Raw genomic sequence first — 17,108 nt, 5'->3', positions numbered from 1 at the left:
GTCCTTTGTTTATAAATAAGAAAAGAGTTGATGTTCTTGTTTATTACTTCAAGAGAAAAATCAATCATTGAGTTAATTATTAAAACGGCAGGAAAGCATACAGCACTTACACTTGCTACTTTTTTGAATGTAAGTGTAAGAACCGTTCACCGAGATTTGAAGGCAATTGAATCAATACTTAAAAAATTTGATTTGGAGCTGATTCGTACACAAGATGAAGGCCTAATGATTGAAGGTAAAAATGAACAAATTTTTCGTCTTATCCAAGAGCTGATGAAGATTAAAACGACGGATCAGTCTCCACAGGAAAGAAAATTAATTCTTTTAATTCTTCTTCTAGAAGAAGGAGATTCATTTAAATTACAAACGCTGGCTAAAGACTTAGAAGTAAGTATCACTACACTAACTGCTTATTTAGATGAATTAACAGAGTGGTTAACCACATTTGACGTTCTCCTTCATCGAAAAAGAGGGGTGGGAGTAGAGGTTCAAGCTACTGAAGCCAATAAACGGAAAGCATTAGCTAATTATTTTCTTGTTCACTTTAATGAAGAGTTAATTGAGTGCTTGTTTTTAGCAGAAGATCAGCAGCATACGGATGAAACAATTTTGCATTATTTTTATCCGGATTATTTGGCAGAAGTAGACCGAATTGTACATCAAGCGATTAATCAGCATCATTCTAAGCTGGCTGACAGCGATTATATAGGGCTCATTGTTCATATTTGCATTATGATACAGCGAACGAAAAAGCAAATGTATCTAGAAGACGACGGCGGCCAAACGGAAGAGCTGGTAAGTGAAATGTTCTTAATGAAGGATATTTGCCGCGAAATTGAAAGGGTATTTTCTCTTTCTTTTACAGAAAAAGATATTCATTTCTTAGCAGTGCGGCTACGTGCAGCAAAATTCCAAACTACTAGAGACGTATATTACGACAGCGTAGTGGTTGGGCAGATTATTAAGAATATGATTGCTCATGTTTCTGTTCAGCTTAACACCGACTTAACCGGTGATTTTTCCCTTTATCAAGGGTTACTTGCTCATATGGAACCGGCAATTTTTCGCCTTAAGCAAAAAATGGAGCTTTTTAATCCATTAACAGAAGAGATTAAGAAAAAGTATCCTGTTTTATTTATGGCTGTGAGAAACAGTATCGATCAAGAGCTGCCGGATTTAGTTTTTCCAGATGATGAAGTGGCATATCTTGTTTTGCATTTTGGTTCAACGCTAGTGCTAAAAGAAGAAGTCATGGAAATTCAGGCACTGATTGTATGTCCAACTGGAATTGGCACCTCGAAAATGTTAGCTAGCCGTATTCGTAAAGAGATTCCGGAGATTAATTCAGTTGTCATTAAATCGGTAAAAGAAATCAAAGAAGCCGCGCTTGAAGGGTATGACGTAGTGATCTCAACAGTAAGACTGCCTTTTTTAAATGTCGATTACATTTTAGTCAATCCACTCTTAACCGAAGAGGATATTCAATCCGTCCAGAATTTTTTACAGAAAAACATTCAAAAGTTAACCAAGGATAAGGACTATCGTTCGTTCCAATATAAAAATAAGACCGTTTCTACAGAAAAGCCGTCTTTTGAGGAAACGATGAAACAAATTAAAGATGTGCATGGAAGTATCGAATCAATTCTTCAAAACCTTAGAATGTATCGATTTTCGGATGCAGTGAGTCACGATCAAGTGATTTCGCACGTAGTACGCGCCGCTGAAAAAGAACGTTTAATAACCAATGCCAGCTGCGTTATTCATCAGCTTAAGGAACGAGAAAACAAAGGCGGTTTAGGCATTCCTCAAACGAGTATGGCACTGTTCCATTGCCGTGAACATCACGTGAAAGAGCTGATTTTTCAAGTTTCACATTTAGAACAGCCTTGCACAGTTAAAGGTATGGACGGAACAAACATGCAGGCGCGTAACCTTCTATTAATGCTCGCACCTGAAGAGTTAAGTGAAGCACAGCAAGAAATCTTAAGTTTAATTAGTACCAGTTTAATTGAAGACCATGAAGCAATGATGATTTTTTCGTCTTCGAACGAAGAGATAATTCGCAAAAAGCTAGAGGATACGTTTCATGAGTACCTTCGAAATAATTTGATAAAGGAATGATTTTTGTGAAGCAAGCAGTTCATTTTGGAGCAGGCAATATTGGTCGAGGATTCATTGGGGCATTGTTTTCTCAAAGCAACTATCACGTCACATTCGTAGATATTGCTGAAAAGGTTATTAATCAGTTAAACGCAGATAAAGGGTATAACGTAGTGACAGCTGCAGAGCACGCGGAGACATTAGCTGTTCAAAACGTATCTGGTTTAAATAATCTGACACAAGAACAAGCCGTCATTAAAGCGATTAAAGAAGCAACGTACATTACGACGGCCATCGGACCGAACGTTCTGCCGCGAATTGCTCCTTTAATTGCTAAAGGTTTGGCTGAACGTGTAAAAACAAGCGGCGAAAATGTATATGTGATTGCATGTGAAAATCAAATCTCTGCGACAGATTTATTAAAAGGCTATATTTTTGACGCGCTGGATGAAGAGACAAAAGCTCATATGATAAATAAGGTCTTTTTCTTTAATTCAGCTGTAGATCGTATCGTGCCTATTCAGCATAACCAAGGTTCGCTTGATGTTTTAGTAGAATCCTATTATGAATGGGTAGTAGAGGCACCTGAAGATATCCCTTTTGTAGAAGGAATGACGATTGTGCCTGACCTTGCTCCTTTTATTGAAAGAAAGTTATTTACAGTGAATACGGGACACGCGGTAATTGCATATTTTGGTTATTTAAAAGGAAAAGAAACGATTGATCAAACGTTAAGAGATTCAGATATTTACGAACAAGTACAGCAAACGCTACAAGAAACAGGAAACTATCTAATTAAAAGATATGACTTAGATAGAGAGGAACACGAAGCCTATATTACTAAAATCATTGAACGCTTTAAAAATCCTCATTTAAATGATTCAGTTAAAAGGGTAGGAAGAGCGCCAATTCGCAAGCTTGGACCTCAGGATCGCTTGATTCGTCCAGCGCTAGAAGCAAAAAAAGCGGGCCTTTCTTACACCTACTTGGCAAAGGCTATCGCCGCTGCGCTTTTATTTGACCCGCAAGAAGATAAAGAGGCTATGAAGCTTCAAGCGAATATTCATGAGTATGGTATTGAGTACGTGTTAAAAGAGGTTAGTGGGTTAGAGGCAAGTGATGATTTAACAAAAGAAATCATTGCTCAATATAATGCTTTAAAGTCGTGAATGAATTTAGTGCGTGTAAACAGTCCATTTTAAATGGGCTGTTTTTCTTTTAGCAGAAAGGGAATGTTTGTGTATAGGAGGATGATAAAATGGTAGCTATTACACACGTTGGGTTAGCTGTGCCTGATGTAGAAGAAGCCGTGCAGTGGTATGAAAAAGTTTTAGGTTTTAAGCTGATTGCTGGTCCCTATACGTTTAATGCGGAGGAAGAACAAGCTGAAAATATGACTCAAGATTTACTGGGGTCTCATATCAAAAAAATGAAAAATGCTCACATGACAGCTGACAACCAGGTAGGCATTGAACTGTTTGAATTTAATAAGCCGCAAATGCCGCTTGTATTAAAAGACAGCGATGAGCAGTATCAAAGTTATTTTCACATGTGTTTAATAGCCGATGACGTGGAAAAATTAGCGGATAAAATTGAACAATCAGGCGGTAAAAAACGCAGCCAAGTATGGAATACAAGACCTGAAAAACCTTATTACTTAATTTATTGCGAAGATCCGTTTGGGAATATTATTGAGCTATATTCACACAGTACGGAGCTCATGTATGGGAATAGAGAAGAATAAAAGCTTATCCAGATTTCTTGGATAAGCTTTTATTCTTTCATGGCTGCCCGTAGCCGTATACCTTTGCCAGCTCTTCGAAGGTTTTTGATGAATAGGTAATAGTTACAGATGTTCCTACTGCCACTTTATCAAATAATTCTTTGATATCCGCATTATGCATTCGTACGCAGCCGTGGCTTACATATTTGCCGATGCTATCTTCTGAGTTATTGCCGTGAATAGCGTATGTGTCGCCGGTTGTGCCGTTTGCATTAAGCCCTAGCCAGCGAGAGCCAAGAGGATTATTAGGAGCGCCTCCTGCAATATGCCCTGTATAGTAAGGGCGATTTTTAATTTTGTTAACAATCTTGAAAAAGCCTACCGGCGTATCGCTCCATGTTTTTCCCGTAGCTACTGAATACGTCTTTTCTAACTTTCCATTATGAAAATAAGCAAGCTGATTTGTTTTTTTATTAATAATAATTAAATCTCCACTTGTTGCGTTTTCACTTGCATTCGCCGCACTTGCTGTATAAGAAATGCTGATAATAGCTGCGAGGCATAAAGCAGCTGCTCGCAGTATAATTTTTCTCACGTTCTAGCCATCTCCTCTATTGTTCGTTTACATATTTGATGAATTACATGCTATTAGTGTATAAAAGGAAAATGGACTGAATATGAACCTTTCCTGAATGAAAACTGAAAGTGCATTTTATTTATAAGCGAATATAAAGTAAAAATCTGGGCAGAAATACAACTAAAGGTCTGGTATATATCTCATAAAAAAGAGAAAAGTGAAAATGCACCTTGTATGTTTAATTTAGGATGTATTATCATGAAAGTTTGAAATGAAGGGCAGGAGGTGGAAGAAACAGATGCTTAAAGAATTTAAAGAGTTTGCTTTGCGTGGAAATGTATTGGATTTAGCTGTCGGTGTTATTATTGGAGCGGCATTTGGAAAAATTGTAACGTCTCTTGTAAATGATATTATTATGCCGCTGATTGGTTTGTTGTTAGCAGGGATAGACTTTAAAGATTTATCCTTCACGGTTGGAAAAGCTACGGTATTATATGGATCTTTTATTCAAACAATTGTTGATTTCTTAATTGTCGCATTCTCGATTTTCTTATTTGTTCGTTTCTTTAATCGTTTTAAGAGAAAAGAAGAAGAGAAAGTAGAGGAGGAAGTGGCTGTTCTGTCAAAAGAAGAAGAGATTTTAACAGAAATTCGTGATCTGCTAAAAGCAGAAGCAGTGAAAGAGCGTTCATAACAACAATTTTTACATATGTATAAAACGGCTAAGAGGCCCGTCTTTTCATAAGAAAAGCGGGCTTTTTTCGTGTGGAATTTCTCGGGAAATGTTAGTGGTATAATCATGGGAAAATTAGGCGTGAAAGCGAGAGAGATAGGAATGTTAAAATCATATTAAAAGTGTTAAGATATTGTAAATAGGAGGCTTAAGGTTATGTTTAAACATTTGTATCGTTCTTTGCCAATGCTGGCAGCGTATGGCCTGCTTAGCGTTTTTTTATACAGTGTTGTTATGTTTAATGTATCAAATGACACAAAAATGTTGTTTGACTGGGCCCAAATCCATACAGCTGGGTTCGTAGTATTAATAGGGGGATGCTCACTTGTCTTATGGGCGCTCACTTTCTATTTGCTACTTCGATTTAATCAGATAGAGAGAATACAAGGTTCGCAGTGGTATGCCATTTTTACGGCAATTGTGTTTTCAATTGCGGTAGCAGCCGTTTCTGCTATGGTTTTTGTTATATATCATATTGATATACATAATCCAGGCAAAACAATAGAGTGGATGCAAGCATATCCCGAACGCTATCTTTTTACGGTATTTTTACTTTCGCTGTTAACACTAGCGATCATTATGCTAGTAGGAGAAGCTTATTTAGGGGCTGGGATTACCTTTGTTCTGTATTTTATTTTAGCTCTTGTAAACTATTATAAAAAAATCTTTCGAAATGAACCATTGTTCCCGAACGATTTTATTCAGGCGAGTCAGTTAAAAGAAGTTATTCCGATGATTAAAGATTCGATTTCAATTCCTATTGTAATAGGAGTTATTGGATCCATTGTCGTACTGATCGCTCTTTGGTTTTTCTTGCCGAAAATTAAAATTCGATGGTTTCTTCGAATTATTATGATTCTGCCGCTCATCTTTTTAATGAAATCATTTTTATTCTTTGAACACTCGTTTGCTCAAAAATATTATGATCAATATGCTGCGCTGATGCCTTGGAATCAGCAAAATAATTATTACTATAATGGACCTGTTATTGGCATGATTTCAAATGTTAAAACAGATGTGCTGCAAGAGCCGGATGACTACTCACAAGAAGTAATGGCCAAAGTGGCAAAGCGGATTCAGTCAAAGGAAGAGAAAACACAAGAAAGCAATGCTGAAGTCAAACCAAACGTCGTGTTTGTGATGAACGAAACGTTTTGGGACCCAACAAAGCTTAGCGTGACGTTCTCTGAAGATCCAATGAAAAATACAAGAGAACTTCAAAAGAAATATCCTTCTGGGTGGTCTTTAAGTCCTTCATTTGGCGGGGAGACAGCTAATGTGGAATTTGAAGCGCTGACGAGCTACTCTTTGTCTTTCTTTAACCCTGGAGGCCTTCCTTATCAGCATGTATTGAGTAAAAAAGAATATCCGTCTTTTGTTTCTTATTTAGAAAAACAAGGCTATGCTACAACAGCTATGCATCCAAACAGCGGTATGCTTTATATGAGGCAAAATGTGTATCCAAATTTGGGATTTGATCAAGTGAAGTTTATTGATCAAATGAAGCATACGCAAAAAGATAACAAAGAATTTGTTTCCGATGAAGCGGTAGTTGATGAAGTACTCGATACGCTTCGTCAGTCGAAAAAGCCTGCATTTGTGCATGCTGTAACGATTGCAAATCATCTTCCTTATTCAGCGGATAAGTATAACGGTCAGGAAACCATTAAAGTAACCGGTAAAGGGTTATCACCGGAAATGCAAAAGGAAATTGAAATTTATGCTGAAGGAATTAAACGTTCAGATGCTGCTTTAAAACGATTGAACGATGAAATTCAAAAGCTGGACGAGCCGACCATTGTAGTATTTTGGGGAGATCATTTGCCAGCACTTGGACAAAACCTTCAAGCTTACAAAGAAACGGGTTTTGGAAACGAGAAAACGCAGCAAACATCTCAAAAATTTTATGAGACGCCGCTCTTATTTTTATCTAATTACGATACGAAAATAGATAAAAATCTCGGTACGATGAGTCCTATTTATATTGCTCCGACGCTTGCTCAATCTCTTGGTTACAAAAGTAATCTGTTCTACGATCAGTTGAATCAAATGAAAACAGAAGTGCCGGCTTTTCGTTCAAATATGTATATAGATTCAAAAGGAAAGCTAGTGGATGATCCGGCAGCGCTATCTAAAAAAGCTGCAAAAGACCTTCAAGATTACCATGAAGTTGAGTTTGATACATTATCCGGGAAACAGTACGAAACGCATAAGTTGTATAAATAAAAATAAAAACTCCTTTTAAATAAAAGGAGTTTTTTATTTTTTAAGTGTTTAAGGTTGTACTAAAAAATAATTCATGTATAATATTTTAAGGTTAAAAGTAAACTTTAAGTTAAGTAAAACAAAACTTGAGTTTGGAACAGCATGAACAATCATTCATGCTGTTTGCTAATTTTAAATACAGTTGAGGATCGAGAGTATGGAAATAGGAAAGAAAATTAAAAATTTACGATTAAAAAAAGGTTTAACACAAGAAGAGCTAGGAGAACGTACTGATTTAAGCAAAGGCTATATTTCGCAGCTAGAGCGCGATTTAAGTTCGCCGTCTTTAGAAACATTTTTTAGTATTTTGGAAGTGCTAGGATGCGAACCGAAAGAATTCTTCGAAATTGATACGCATGTTCAAAAGGTTGTATACAGAGAGGAAGACTACACGAGTTATTGCGAAGATGAAAAAGGTTACCATATTCAGTGGCTTGTGCATGAATCAAATGAAAAAGAAATGGAGCCAATTCGTCTTATTCTTCATGAAAAAGGTGCATTTAAGAGATTTGAGCCTTCCCTTTCAGAAACGTTTGGCTACATTTTGCGCGGGTGTGTGAAGGTGAAGCTTGGAGGCAGAATATATGAAGCCAAACAAGGAGAAACCATCTATTTTCAAGCTTCTGAAGAACATCAGATTTTAAATGCTCATGACGGAATAACAGAGTTAATTATCGTGGCGACAGAGTCTTATTTATAGAACAAAAGAGGTGAAGTGAAATGACATCTACGAATACAATTATTCAATTTGAAAATGTGACCAAGCAATATGATAATGATTCAGTTGTATTGGATCATGTAAGCTTTGAAATTGAAAAAGGGAAATTTTATACCCTCTTAGGTCCATCGGGATGTGGAAAGACAACGATTTTACGATTAATTGCAGGCTTTACGGAAGCCTCAAGCGGAACGATTTATTTTAATGGGAAAAGAATTAATGATGTTCCGGCTAACAAACGTCAGGTTAATACGGTTTTTCAAGACTACGCGCTTTTCCCCCATTTGAATGTATTTGAAAATGTAGCATTTGGTCTTCGAATCAAGAAGATAAAAAATGCTGATATTACAATAAAAGTTAAAGAAGCCCTTCGTTTTGTTAACTTAGAAGGATATGAAAACAGAGAAATAAAGGAAATGTCGGGCGGCCAAAGACAGCGCGTAGCAATTGCACGAGCAATTGTAAATCAGCCCGAAGTCATTTTGCTGGACGAGCCGCTTTCAGCTCTTGATCTAAAATTGCGTACGGAAATGCAATACGAGTTAAGAGAATTACAGCGTCGTCTAGGTATTACGTTCATTTTTGTTACGCACGATCAAGAAGAAGCGCTTGCGATGTCCGATGAAATCTTTGTTTTGAATAAAGGAAGAATTCAGCAGAGCGGGGAACCTACAGATATTTATGATGAGCCAATTAATCGTTTTGTTGCCGATTTTATTGGTGAATCAAATATTGTACCAGGTAAAATGATTGCTGACTTTTTAGTGGAGTTTGGCGGCCAGCAATTTGAATGTGTTGATCAAGGATTAAACCAAAATGAGCAGGTTGAAATTGTGATTCGTCCTGAAGATTTAGCCATTACAAGCTCCGATCAAGGAAAGCTGCAGGTTCGTGTAGATTCACAGCTGTTCAGAGGAGTCCATTATGAAATTTTAGGCTATGACCATGCAGGGAATGAGTGGCTCGTTCACTCTACGAAAAAGGCAACGGTTGGCGAAGAAATTGGTTTATATTTTGAACCTGAAGCTATTCATGTTATGCGATTTAATGAAACGGAAGAAGAATTCGATAAGCGACTCGAAGGTTATGAAGAGGATTACGATGCAAACTAAATCAAGAAATATTTACTTAGTCCCTTACGTGTTATGGATTTTGCTTTTTGTAGTTGCTCCCATTGTATTAGTTGTCTATTATTCTTTTTTCAGCATCGATAATGAGCTGACGCTTGAAAACTATAAGAAATTTTTTACCCCAGTTTATTTACAGATGACACTGAGTTCATTTTGGTATGCTTTTTTAATTACGTTATTTTCATTGGTTTTTTCTTATCCTACAGCTTATTTACTAACGAAGCTTAAGCACAAGCAGCTTTGGCTTCTACTGATTATTTTACCGACGTGGATTAACCTATTATTAAAAGCTTATGCTTTTTTAGGTATATTTGGCACGTATGGTACGGTTAATAAGTTTACTGGATTTCTGGGACTTGGTACTCATCAAATTTTATTTACTGACTTTAGTTTTGTATTTGTATCGGTGTATATTTTTATCCCCTTTATGATTTTGCCGATCTTTAACTCTTTAGAAGAACTTAATCCCTCGCTTATCTACGCTTCGCGAGACTTGGGGGCATCTTCATGGGTGACATTTAAGCGCGTGGTATTTCCGCTAACGCTAGAAGGGGTTAAATCAGGTTGTCAGGCTGTTTTTATTCCAGCACTATCACTCTTTATGATTACGCGTTTAATTGCTGGAAACCGCGTCATTACACTGGGAACAGCGATTGAACAACATTTTTTAGTGACGCAGGATTGGGGCATGGGCGCCACAATAGCCGTCTTTTTAATTATTGCGATGGCCGTTATGATGCTCATAACAGGCACTGGAAAGAGAGGTGTGTAAAATGAAGAGAAAGTGGAAGTTCAGCCACCTTTATTTATTTTTTGTGTTTTTCATTTTATACGCGCCCATTTTTTATTTAATGTATTACTCTTTTAACAGCGGAGGGAACATGCGTGAATTTGAAGGGTTTACGTTAGATTGGTACAAAGAAGTGTTTCAAGACACACGTTTGCTTATTATTGTCTTGAATACCCTTATTATTGCTCTATTGTCTTCGGTTATTTCAACTATTATTGGCGTGATAGGGGCACTTGCTATCGTATACGTGAAGCGCAGACGTGTTCAAAATACGCTGTTAACATTTAATAATGTGTTAATTGTGAGTCCAGATGTTATTATTGGAGCATCTTTTTTAATTCTATTTACCATTATCGGTGTAAAGCTCGGATTTATATCGGTATTATTAGCGCATATTGCATTCAGTGTACCGATTGTGGTCATCATGGTTCTGCCTAAGCTGCAGGAAATGAGTCCGACACTGCTCGATGCAGCCCGTGATTTGGGAGCAAGCCGCTTTGAAGTACTTTCGAAAGTGGTATTGCCATTTATTCGTCCTGGTATCTTTGCAGGCTTTTTTATGGCTTTAACTTACTCTTTGGATGACTTTGCGGTTACGTTCTTTGTGACCGGGAACGGTTTTTCCACGCTTTCAGTAGAAATTTACTCGTTAGCAAGAAGAGGGGTCTCGCTGAAAATCAATGCTCTTTCTACTCTTATTTTCATGTTTACCGTGCTGATTGTAATTGGTTATTACTTTATCAGTCAGCGATATAGCAATAAAGTGAAAGGGGTGGCGACTGGAAAATGAAGCAATTAGCAAAGCCGTTTATCTTCATCGTCATCCTTTCTTTCGTTCTTATGTATGTGGTTCATCATTTGAACAATGCCGAAGGATACTCCGGAGGAGATACGCTGACTGTCTATAATTGGGGAGATTATATTGATCCTGATTTAGTGAATCAGTTTGAAAAAGAAACCGGAATTAAAGTCATTTATCAGACTTTTGATTCGAATGAAGCAATGATGACCAAAATTGAACAAGGCGGTACGACATTTGATATTGCTGTGCCTTCTGAGTACGCGATTAGCAAGATGCGTGAAGAAAATTTACTATTGCCAATTGATCATTCGAAGCTGCCTAATTTAAAATACATTAATCCGCGTTTTTTAGACTTATCCTTTGATCCTGGTAATAAGTACTCTATTCCTTATTTTTGGGGAACTGTGGGTATTGTGTATAACTCTGATATGATTCATGGTAAGAAGATAAAAAGTTGGGATGATTTATGGGATCCTAAGCTGAAAAATCAAATTTTACTTGCAGATGGCGCTAGAGAAGTGATGGGAATGGGGCTAAACAGCTTAAATTATTCATTAAATGATACGAATAAAGCCCATCTTCAAGAAGCAAAAAGAAAGCTTGATACATTAACACCAAATGTTAAAGCCATTGTAGGAGACGAGATTAAGATGCTCCTAGCAAATGAAGAAGCGGCAATTGGCGTTGTTTGGTCAGGCGATGCTTCTGAAATTATGAGTGAAAACGATAAGCTGAATTACGTTGTTCCAGAAGAAGGTTCAAATTTATGGTTTGATAACATGGTTATTCCCAAAACGGCTAAAAACGTAGAAGGCGCACATAAATTCATGAATTTTATGTTAGATCCTAAACACGCTGCTCAAAACGCGGAATATGTAGGGTATTCTACGCCTAATAAACAAGCGTTAGATTATTTGCCGAAAGAAGTAGCGGAAGATGAACGTTTTTATCCAGAGGAAGAACTAACAAAAAAGCTTGAAGTATATAATAACTTGGGCAAACGAATGCTTGCTTATTACAATGAATTATTTTTAGAATTTAAAATGCACCGTAAATAAAAGGAACTTAATTAGGTCTTCATACTTAAGTTCTTTATTGTTTTTGTAAATTCAGTTGCGTGATAGCAAGAGGAAAGATAAAATACAAACGAGTAAAGCTAATAACATTTATTTTATGTTATTAGCTTTTTTATTTGTAAAACGGGAAAGATAAGAAAAAATTGAATGTTCTATTATTCATCTAGAATTTATATTTCACATTATATAGGAGAGAAAAAGTGAAGCAAAAACAAAAGCAGCATATTCAATCCATTTATTTTTTACGATTATTCGCTATGATGATGGTTGTGCTCGTACATGTAACAGCAGCATATGCAACGGTACTGCCATTTGCAAGCGAAGCTTATCAGAAATATCATTTTCTTAACCGAATTGTTCGAATTGAAGCAGGGATCTTTATTGTGATCACAGGTTTGGTTTTCTTTTATAGTTATATTAACAAGCCTTTAACAAAGACTTTATGGAAAACGTATTATGCTCGAAGAGTGACATATATTTTGGTTCCCTATATTATTTGGGCACTTATTTATGAATTTTATTCGTACTATGTAGGAGCAACAGAATTAAATGCAGCTGATATTGTGAAACGTATTTTACGCGGAGAGTCCTACTATCAGCTTCATTTTATCTTTTTAATTGTACAAGTTTATCTCGTGCTGCCGGTTTTTGTATGGCTAGCACAAAAAGTAACCATTTTTAAAAAATACATGTGGCTGTTTGGCATTATCATTCAGCTTGGTTATTTAATGCTTAACAATACGTATCATATCACTTCATTTAATTTATTTTTAAATACAATGGCTACGTTTTTACTCGGCGGTTGGATTGGCATTTATTATCGTGAGCAAGTGGATAAAAAGTACAGTCGTTCGAATATTGTATTATTTCTAGTGACGCTCGGATCGGGAATAGCTATTTCACTGTTAAATTATCACTTGTACACAATGAAGACAATCCAAATTTCAGGCTTTACGTATGAGGCTGTTAATACGCTTTATTTGGTCGCTGGAAGTTACTTCTTCTTCCGAATTGCAGAGATATTAGCTGAAAAGCTTTCTGTGAAGTCTGTGACGATTGTTAAAAATATTGCCATGTACTCGTTTGGATTTTACTTGATTCACCCAATGGTTTTAAATTTTGTGGCAAAAGCAGTACCAATACAAGGCAACTACATGTTTCACTTTGAAATCTTGGCACGCTATATTCTAACATTAGCGGGCTGTTACCTCATCATTTGGGGATGTCATCGTCTTTTACCGTTTGCTAGCTTTTTGTTTGGTAAACTGCCAAAAGAAGCGGTGTTCATTTACCGACGTCCGGATCATAAATAGCGTTTAGTTAAAAGTTATGTCTGCTTGCAGGCATAACTTTTTTTATAAAGTATAAGAGATGATAACACGCTAGTTTTAAAATATTTTTAAAAGTGACATGCTAAGATAATGCTTACTTAGGTACTCACAAAAGGGGGAGTTTGATATGCGTGTACTTGTGGTAGAAGATGATGCCTCATTATTACACGGTATCGTAGAAGGCTTAAAAGAAGAAGGATATGAAGTTGATTGTGCGTCTGAAGGAGATGAAGGTTTGTTTTTAGCAGAGCAGAATATTTATGATGCCTTGATTTTAGATATTATGCTGCCGGGTATGACAGGGCTTGACATACTAAAAAAGCTAAGAAAACAAAAGGTGCTGACGAAAGTTATTTTTCTCACTGCAAAAGATAGTGTAGAAGATCGAGTGAAAGGGCTCGATTATGGAGCTGATGATTATTTGGTTAAGCCTTTTGCTATGGCTGAACTTTTTGCAAGGTTAAGGGTGATGCTCAGAGACTTGCAGGCAGAAGAAGGCATGATTTCATATGGTCCCATTTCTATACGAGAAGCCAATCATGAAGTTATGATAAATGGGAGTGCCCTAACGTTAACGATTAAAGAATTTCAGCTTTTGGAATACTTTATTCGAAATAAAGAACAAATCCTTATTCGAGATCAAATTTTTAATCGGGTATGGGGATTTACATCTGACGTAGGAGTGGGTGTAGTAGATGTCTATGTTCACCATTTAAGAAAGAAGCTTCAGCCTTTTAATTGTGACGGTTATGTACGTACAGTGAGAGGCGTAGGCTTTATGTTAAAAGGGGAAGAGCATGTTTAAAAAGACGAGAATCAGGCTTGTGTTATTTAACACAATCGTGCTGATGGTTATTTTGAGCATTTTTAGTTTAGTTTTATATGTTTATATGCAGCATGTTATTTTTTTAAATCCAGACAATCGGTTAAGTGAGATGAGCGAGCAAGTTAAAAAAAGAAACTTACATGAAATTCAGGAAAACAATGAGAGAGAAACAGAAAGACGCGTTGCGTTTTTACTTTGGAGCAGTGATAAAAAACTAATCAAAATCACACCTAAAAAAGGTTTATATACAAACGATATTGACGACTTTAAGCCTGCGCTCTCAGAAGGAAAAACCCAAACGTCGCAAGAGGTAAACGGTCATGCTTATCGAGTGATGAATGTGAAAAACGAAGGATATATAAAAGACCAAGACGTTTCAACGATTCAACTTGTCTTAAACGTAGATCCAGAAACTCAAACCTTAGAGCACCTTGCTTTTCTTCTTATCATTTCAGCGTTTATTGGACTGCTTCTTTCGCTTATAGCTGGCTTGTTTTTAGCTAATCGAGCGCTTGTACCTATACAAAAGTCGTGGAACAAACAGGTCGAATTTATTGCAGATGCTTCCCATGAGTTAAGAACGCCTCTTTCCGTGATGCAAACGCATCTCGAGCTATTGTTTAGACGACCAAATCATACGATCGAGCAAGAAAGCGAAAATATTTATCAAAGCTTAAACGAAGTGAAGCGGATGACGAAGCTGGTGGGTAACTTACTAACACTGGCTAGATCTGATTCAAGTGCGCAGCTGCTAAACAAAACGGTCTTTAATATGGGCGAGCTGGTTGATAAAGTAGCTAATCAATTTGAGCCCATATTTGAACTAAAGGAGCTACACTTCACAAGGGAAATTGAATCGTTAATGTGCGGAGGAGATCAAGAACGACTTCATCAGCTATGTATGATTTTATTAGATAACGCTTTTAAATACACCCCATCTGGAGAAAGCATTCACATCTGTCTAAAGAAACACCATCACTCTATGACGTTAATCGTTAGGGACACAGGCGTTGGAATTGAAGCGAAAGACCTTCCATATGTGTTTGATCGCTTTTATCGAAGTGATAAGAGCCGAGCACGTGCCGAAGGAGGGTCAGGTTTAGGTCTCGCGATTGCCAAATGGATTGTACAAGCTCATGACGGAGAAATTAAGGTTTTTAGCCAAAAAAACGTGGGTACGGAATTTCATGTGAAAATTCCGCTATGAAAAAAGCTGCCTATTATCAGGCAGCTTTTTTCATCACTTTTTTGTTGGCAGTCTTCCACGCTTTCCATGCATTAGCAAGTAACAGGCCAATTAATAAATAGGCAAGGCCGCCAAAAACTAAGTAATCTACAGCGCTAATCGCCCCCGCAAGCAGTCCAAATTTTATTTGGTCTTTATACTTGGCAGGAGAAGTTGGCGGATCAGTCACCATGAAGAAGGCTAAAAATAAAGCGGAATTGACAAAAGGAGCTCGTAAAGCATCCGCTACATCGCCTACTCCTATTAATGACATAATCGTAAAAATAGCAAAATACACGCCCAAAAAAGCAAATACTTGAGGGAATTTATTTACCTTGCTGGTCACAAGGTACCCCGTCACAAACACGAATACAATGAGCCATACGGGTAGTAAAGATAAGCTTCCCCACCAGCTTTGGCCGTTTGAAAAGACAATAAGTGAAAAGAGAAGACCAAAAGCGGCAGGGTTAAAAATAGGCTTCTTTTTTACTTTTACTAAGTGCTTCGATAAAATCGCAACAGCTACAGTGCAAAATGTGACCCAAGCAGGTGTAGAGGTGCTGAGCACTAAGGCAATAATTAATCCAGTAATAATTCCGCCGTCAGGAAGCTGAATTTTCTTTTTATAGGCAAAAGAAAATCCTAAATCTAAGGCGGCTGCCGAGCATACGGCAAGCAGTAGGTGTCCTAATCCTTGAAAGGCAGAAGAGTTGAATTCACCTAATAAGGTTAAAAGCAGCAGCATAGCCATCACGTATCTTTTAGGTGTTTTAACTAGCTGCGCCCAAGGACTTATTTCTTTTGGTTTGTTTTCATCTACAATAATATAACCTTTTGGTGTACTAATATATTTAACACCGCTTCTTCGTTCAGAACGTGTGGTCATAATTCATTAATTCCTCCATATCTGATGTAAAAAAAGGAGTGAAACTAGAATTGAAGAGTACGCCGCCTATGTCGGCATCATTCAATAAATTTATTCCTTTTTCCGCTCCTAAAATAAAAGCTGACGTAGATAATGCATCGGCCAGCATGGCAGAAGGAGAAATAGCTGTACAACTCAGTAGACTGCTTCCAGTGGATGGAGATAAGGGATTAACCAAATGATGCATGAATGGTTGCGTCTTATTTTTTCTAGCATAATTTCCTGATGTGCAGACAGCCGTATCTGTTACACGTAAAGTCAGTAATGACTGCGTTTGAATTCCAGGGTGCTGAATCCCGACTTTCCATAACTCTCCGTGTTGATTGCGTCCTTTAACTAGGATGTCTCCTCCTGCATTAATCATAAAATGCTGATAAGGAAGGGAGCGGGCAGCCAAATCAATCGCCAACCCTTTGGCGACCGCTCCAAGATCTATAATCATCGGTTTTTGTAAACAAACCGTTTTTTTATGTGTATCCAATACGATATCTTTATAACTTCCAGAATCGACTGCTTCGTCCACTTGTACGGGCTTTCCATATAAGTAGTGTTCGTTAAAACCGCGGTTTTCTAATTGTTTTCCTACCGTTGGGTCAAAGATTCCATTTGTTTCATTTGCTACTAAGACAGCGAAATGAAGGGCTTCAAATAATAGAGGACTAACAGAAACGGGTTCTTTGACATGTCTAATTAGTTTCATAACTTCGCTTTTGGCATCAAATCGACTGCACGTCGTTTCAACGGTTTTAAAAATAGTAAATGCCTTTGAGATGTGGTGAAGGACATTTGCCTCATCTGATTGCGGAGCAATTACTTGAATGGACACGGTTGTTCCCATACATAAGACAGAGCGGCTATACGTTTTTATGGACATCATTCGTTTCTCC

At 37.2% G+C, this 17,108-nt stretch carries 16 protein-coding genes; 13 read left to right on the top strand and 3 right to left on the bottom strand.

From position 1 onward, the window contains the following. Positions 1-30: 30 nt before the first annotated feature. The 3 genes from ACFX4N_RS29320 to ACFX4N_RS29310 all read left to right on the top strand — a co-directional run bounded on the left by ACFX4N_RS29320 (position 31) and on the right by ACFX4N_RS29310 (position 3,844). Positions 31-2,121, top strand: coding sequence for a BglG family transcription antiterminator (locus ACFX4N_RS29320; protein WP_013054979.1), 2,091 nt, complete (start codon positions 31-33; stop codon positions 2,119-2,121). Positions 2,122-2,126: 5 nt separating this feature from the next. Continuing rightward, positions 2,127-3,269, top strand: a complete 1,143-nt coding sequence (locus tag ACFX4N_RS29315; protein WP_192101321.1) for a mannitol-1-phosphate 5-dehydrogenase — start codon at positions 2,127-2,129, stop codon at positions 3,267-3,269. Positions 3,270-3,358: 89 nt separating this feature from the next. Beyond that, positions 3,359-3,844, top strand: a complete 486-nt coding sequence (locus tag ACFX4N_RS29310; protein ID WP_013054981.1) for a VOC family protein — start codon at positions 3,359-3,361, stop codon at positions 3,842-3,844. Between the two features lie 37 nt (positions 3,845-3,881). Here the strand turns inward: ACFX4N_RS29310 and ACFX4N_RS29305 are convergent, their stop codons facing one another. Further along, positions 3,882-4,418, bottom strand: coding sequence for a L,D-transpeptidase (locus tag ACFX4N_RS29305; protein ID WP_057274109.1), 537 nt, complete (start codon positions 4,416-4,418; stop codon positions 3,882-3,884). 280 nt (positions 4,419-4,698) lie between these two features. Between ACFX4N_RS29305 and mscL the strand changes: the two genes are divergently transcribed. The 10 genes from mscL to ACFX4N_RS29255 all read left to right on the top strand — a co-directional run bounded on the left by mscL (position 4,699) and on the right by ACFX4N_RS29255 (position 15,278). Next, positions 4,699-5,094: a large conductance mechanosensitive channel protein MscL gene (mscL, locus tag ACFX4N_RS29300; protein WP_057237503.1), complete on the top strand. Its 396-nt coding sequence runs from the start codon at positions 4,699-4,701 to the stop codon at positions 5,092-5,094. Positions 5,095-5,289: 195 nt separating this feature from the next. After that, on the top strand, positions 5,290-7,359 hold the full coding sequence (locus tag ACFX4N_RS29295) for an LTA synthase family protein (RefSeq protein ID WP_057274108.1): 2,070 nt from the start codon (positions 5,290-5,292) through the stop codon (positions 7,357-7,359). A gap of 196 nt (positions 7,360-7,555) precedes the next feature. Beyond that, positions 7,556-8,098: a helix-turn-helix domain-containing protein gene (locus ACFX4N_RS29290; protein WP_013054985.1), complete on the top strand. Its 543-nt coding sequence runs from the start codon at positions 7,556-7,558 to the stop codon at positions 8,096-8,098. Positions 8,099-8,118: 20 nt separating this feature from the next. Beyond that, entirely contained in the window at positions 8,119-9,228 is a 1,110-nt protein-coding gene (locus ACFX4N_RS29285; protein WP_057274107.1) for an ABC transporter ATP-binding protein, read from the top strand. After that, positions 9,218-10,018: an ABC transporter permease gene (locus tag ACFX4N_RS29280; RefSeq protein WP_057274106.1), complete on the top strand. Its 801-nt coding sequence runs from the start codon at positions 9,218-9,220 to the stop codon at positions 10,016-10,018. Before ACFX4N_RS29285 ends, ACFX4N_RS29280 begins: the two co-directional genes overlap by 11 nt. A gap of 1 nt (position 10,019) precedes the next feature. Further along, a complete protein-coding gene (locus tag ACFX4N_RS29275; protein WP_013054988.1) occupies positions 10,020-10,826 on the top strand; it encodes an ABC transporter permease in 807 nt (268 codons plus the stop codon). Then, complete coding sequence (locus ACFX4N_RS29270) at positions 10,823-11,896, top strand: ABC transporter substrate-binding protein (RefSeq protein ID WP_029325470.1); 1,074 nt, start codon at positions 10,823-10,825, stop codon at positions 11,894-11,896. Before ACFX4N_RS29275 ends, ACFX4N_RS29270 begins: the two co-directional genes overlap by 4 nt. A gap of 218 nt (positions 11,897-12,114) precedes the next feature. After that, on the top strand, positions 12,115-13,227 hold the full coding sequence (locus ACFX4N_RS29265) for an acyltransferase (RefSeq protein ID WP_057274105.1): 1,113 nt from the start codon (positions 12,115-12,117) through the stop codon (positions 13,225-13,227). 145 nt (positions 13,228-13,372) lie between these two features. Further along, on the top strand, positions 13,373-14,050 hold the full coding sequence (locus ACFX4N_RS29260; protein WP_013054991.1) for a response regulator transcription factor: 678 nt from the start codon (positions 13,373-13,375) through the stop codon (positions 14,048-14,050). Beyond that, positions 14,043-15,278 carry a sensor histidine kinase gene (locus ACFX4N_RS29255; RefSeq protein WP_057274104.1) on the top strand — a complete coding sequence of 412 codons (1,236 nt, stop codon included), beginning with the start codon at positions 14,043-14,045 and terminating at the stop codon, positions 15,276-15,278. Before ACFX4N_RS29260 ends, ACFX4N_RS29255 begins: the two co-directional genes overlap by 8 nt. Before the next feature lie 16 nt (positions 15,279-15,294). On the opposite strand, the gene ACFX4N_RS29250 is transcribed toward ACFX4N_RS29255, so the two are convergent. Together ACFX4N_RS29250 and ACFX4N_RS29245 are read right to left on the bottom strand one after the other, a co-directional pair. Then, entirely contained in the window at positions 15,295-16,182 is an 888-nt protein-coding gene (locus tag ACFX4N_RS29250) for an RnfABCDGE type electron transport complex subunit D (protein WP_013054993.1), read from the bottom strand. Continuing rightward, entirely contained in the window at positions 16,166-17,095 is a 930-nt protein-coding gene (locus ACFX4N_RS29245; protein ID WP_235567349.1) for an FAD:protein FMN transferase, read from the bottom strand. Before ACFX4N_RS29245 ends, ACFX4N_RS29250 begins: the two co-directional genes overlap by 17 nt. Between the last annotated feature and the right edge of the window lie 13 nt (positions 17,096-17,108).

Origin of the sequence: Priestia sp. YIM B13551 (assembly GCF_042787905.1) — a bacterium.
Lineage (GTDB): Bacteria > Bacillota > Bacilli > Bacillales > Bacillaceae_H > Priestia.
Note: the sequence above shows the minus strand (reverse complement) of the source record. Positions and strands in the feature narration are given on the sequence as shown.

What these genes read in the sequence shown, in the direction of transcription:
- ACFX4N_RS29320 (WP_013054979.1), top strand. Translation starts at nt 31, where the DNA reads ATGTTCTTGTTTATTACTTCAAGAGAAAAATCAATCATTGAGTTAATT.
- ACFX4N_RS29310 (WP_013054981.1), top strand. Translation starts at nt 3,359, where the DNA reads ATGGTAGCTATTACACACGTTGGGTTAGCTGTGCCTGATGTAGAAGAA.
- mscL (WP_057237503.1), top strand. Translation starts at nt 4,699, where the DNA reads ATGCTTAAAGAATTTAAAGAGTTTGCTTTGCGTGGAAATGTATTGGAT.
- ACFX4N_RS29295 (WP_057274108.1), top strand. Translation starts at nt 5,290, where the DNA reads ATGTTTAAACATTTGTATCGTTCTTTGCCAATGCTGGCAGCGTATGGC.
- ACFX4N_RS29290 (WP_013054985.1), top strand. Translation starts at nt 7,556, where the DNA reads ATGGAAATAGGAAAGAAAATTAAAAATTTACGATTAAAAAAAGGTTTA.
- ACFX4N_RS29285 (WP_057274107.1), top strand. Translation starts at nt 8,119, where the DNA reads ATGACATCTACGAATACAATTATTCAATTTGAAAATGTGACCAAGCAA.
- ACFX4N_RS29280 (WP_057274106.1), top strand. Translation starts at nt 9,218, where the DNA reads ATGCAAACTAAATCAAGAAATATTTACTTAGTCCCTTACGTGTTATGG.
- ACFX4N_RS29275 (WP_013054988.1), top strand. Translation starts at nt 10,020, where the DNA reads ATGAAGAGAAAGTGGAAGTTCAGCCACCTTTATTTATTTTTTGTGTTT.
- ACFX4N_RS29270 (WP_029325470.1), top strand. Translation starts at nt 10,823, where the DNA reads ATGAAGCAATTAGCAAAGCCGTTTATCTTCATCGTCATCCTTTCTTTC.
- ACFX4N_RS29260 (WP_013054991.1), top strand. Translation starts at nt 13,373, where the DNA reads ATGCGTGTACTTGTGGTAGAAGATGATGCCTCATTATTACACGGTATC.
- ACFX4N_RS29255 (WP_057274104.1), top strand. Translation starts at nt 14,043, where the DNA reads ATGTTTAAAAAGACGAGAATCAGGCTTGTGTTATTTAACACAATCGTG.
- ACFX4N_RS29250 (WP_013054993.1), bottom strand. Translation starts at nt 16,182, where the DNA reads ATGACCACACGTTCTGAACGAAGAAGCGGTGTTAAATATATTAGTACA.
- ACFX4N_RS29245 (WP_235567349.1), bottom strand. Translation starts at nt 17,095, where the DNA reads ATGTCCATAAAAACGTATAGCCGCTCTGTCTTATGTATGGGAACAACC.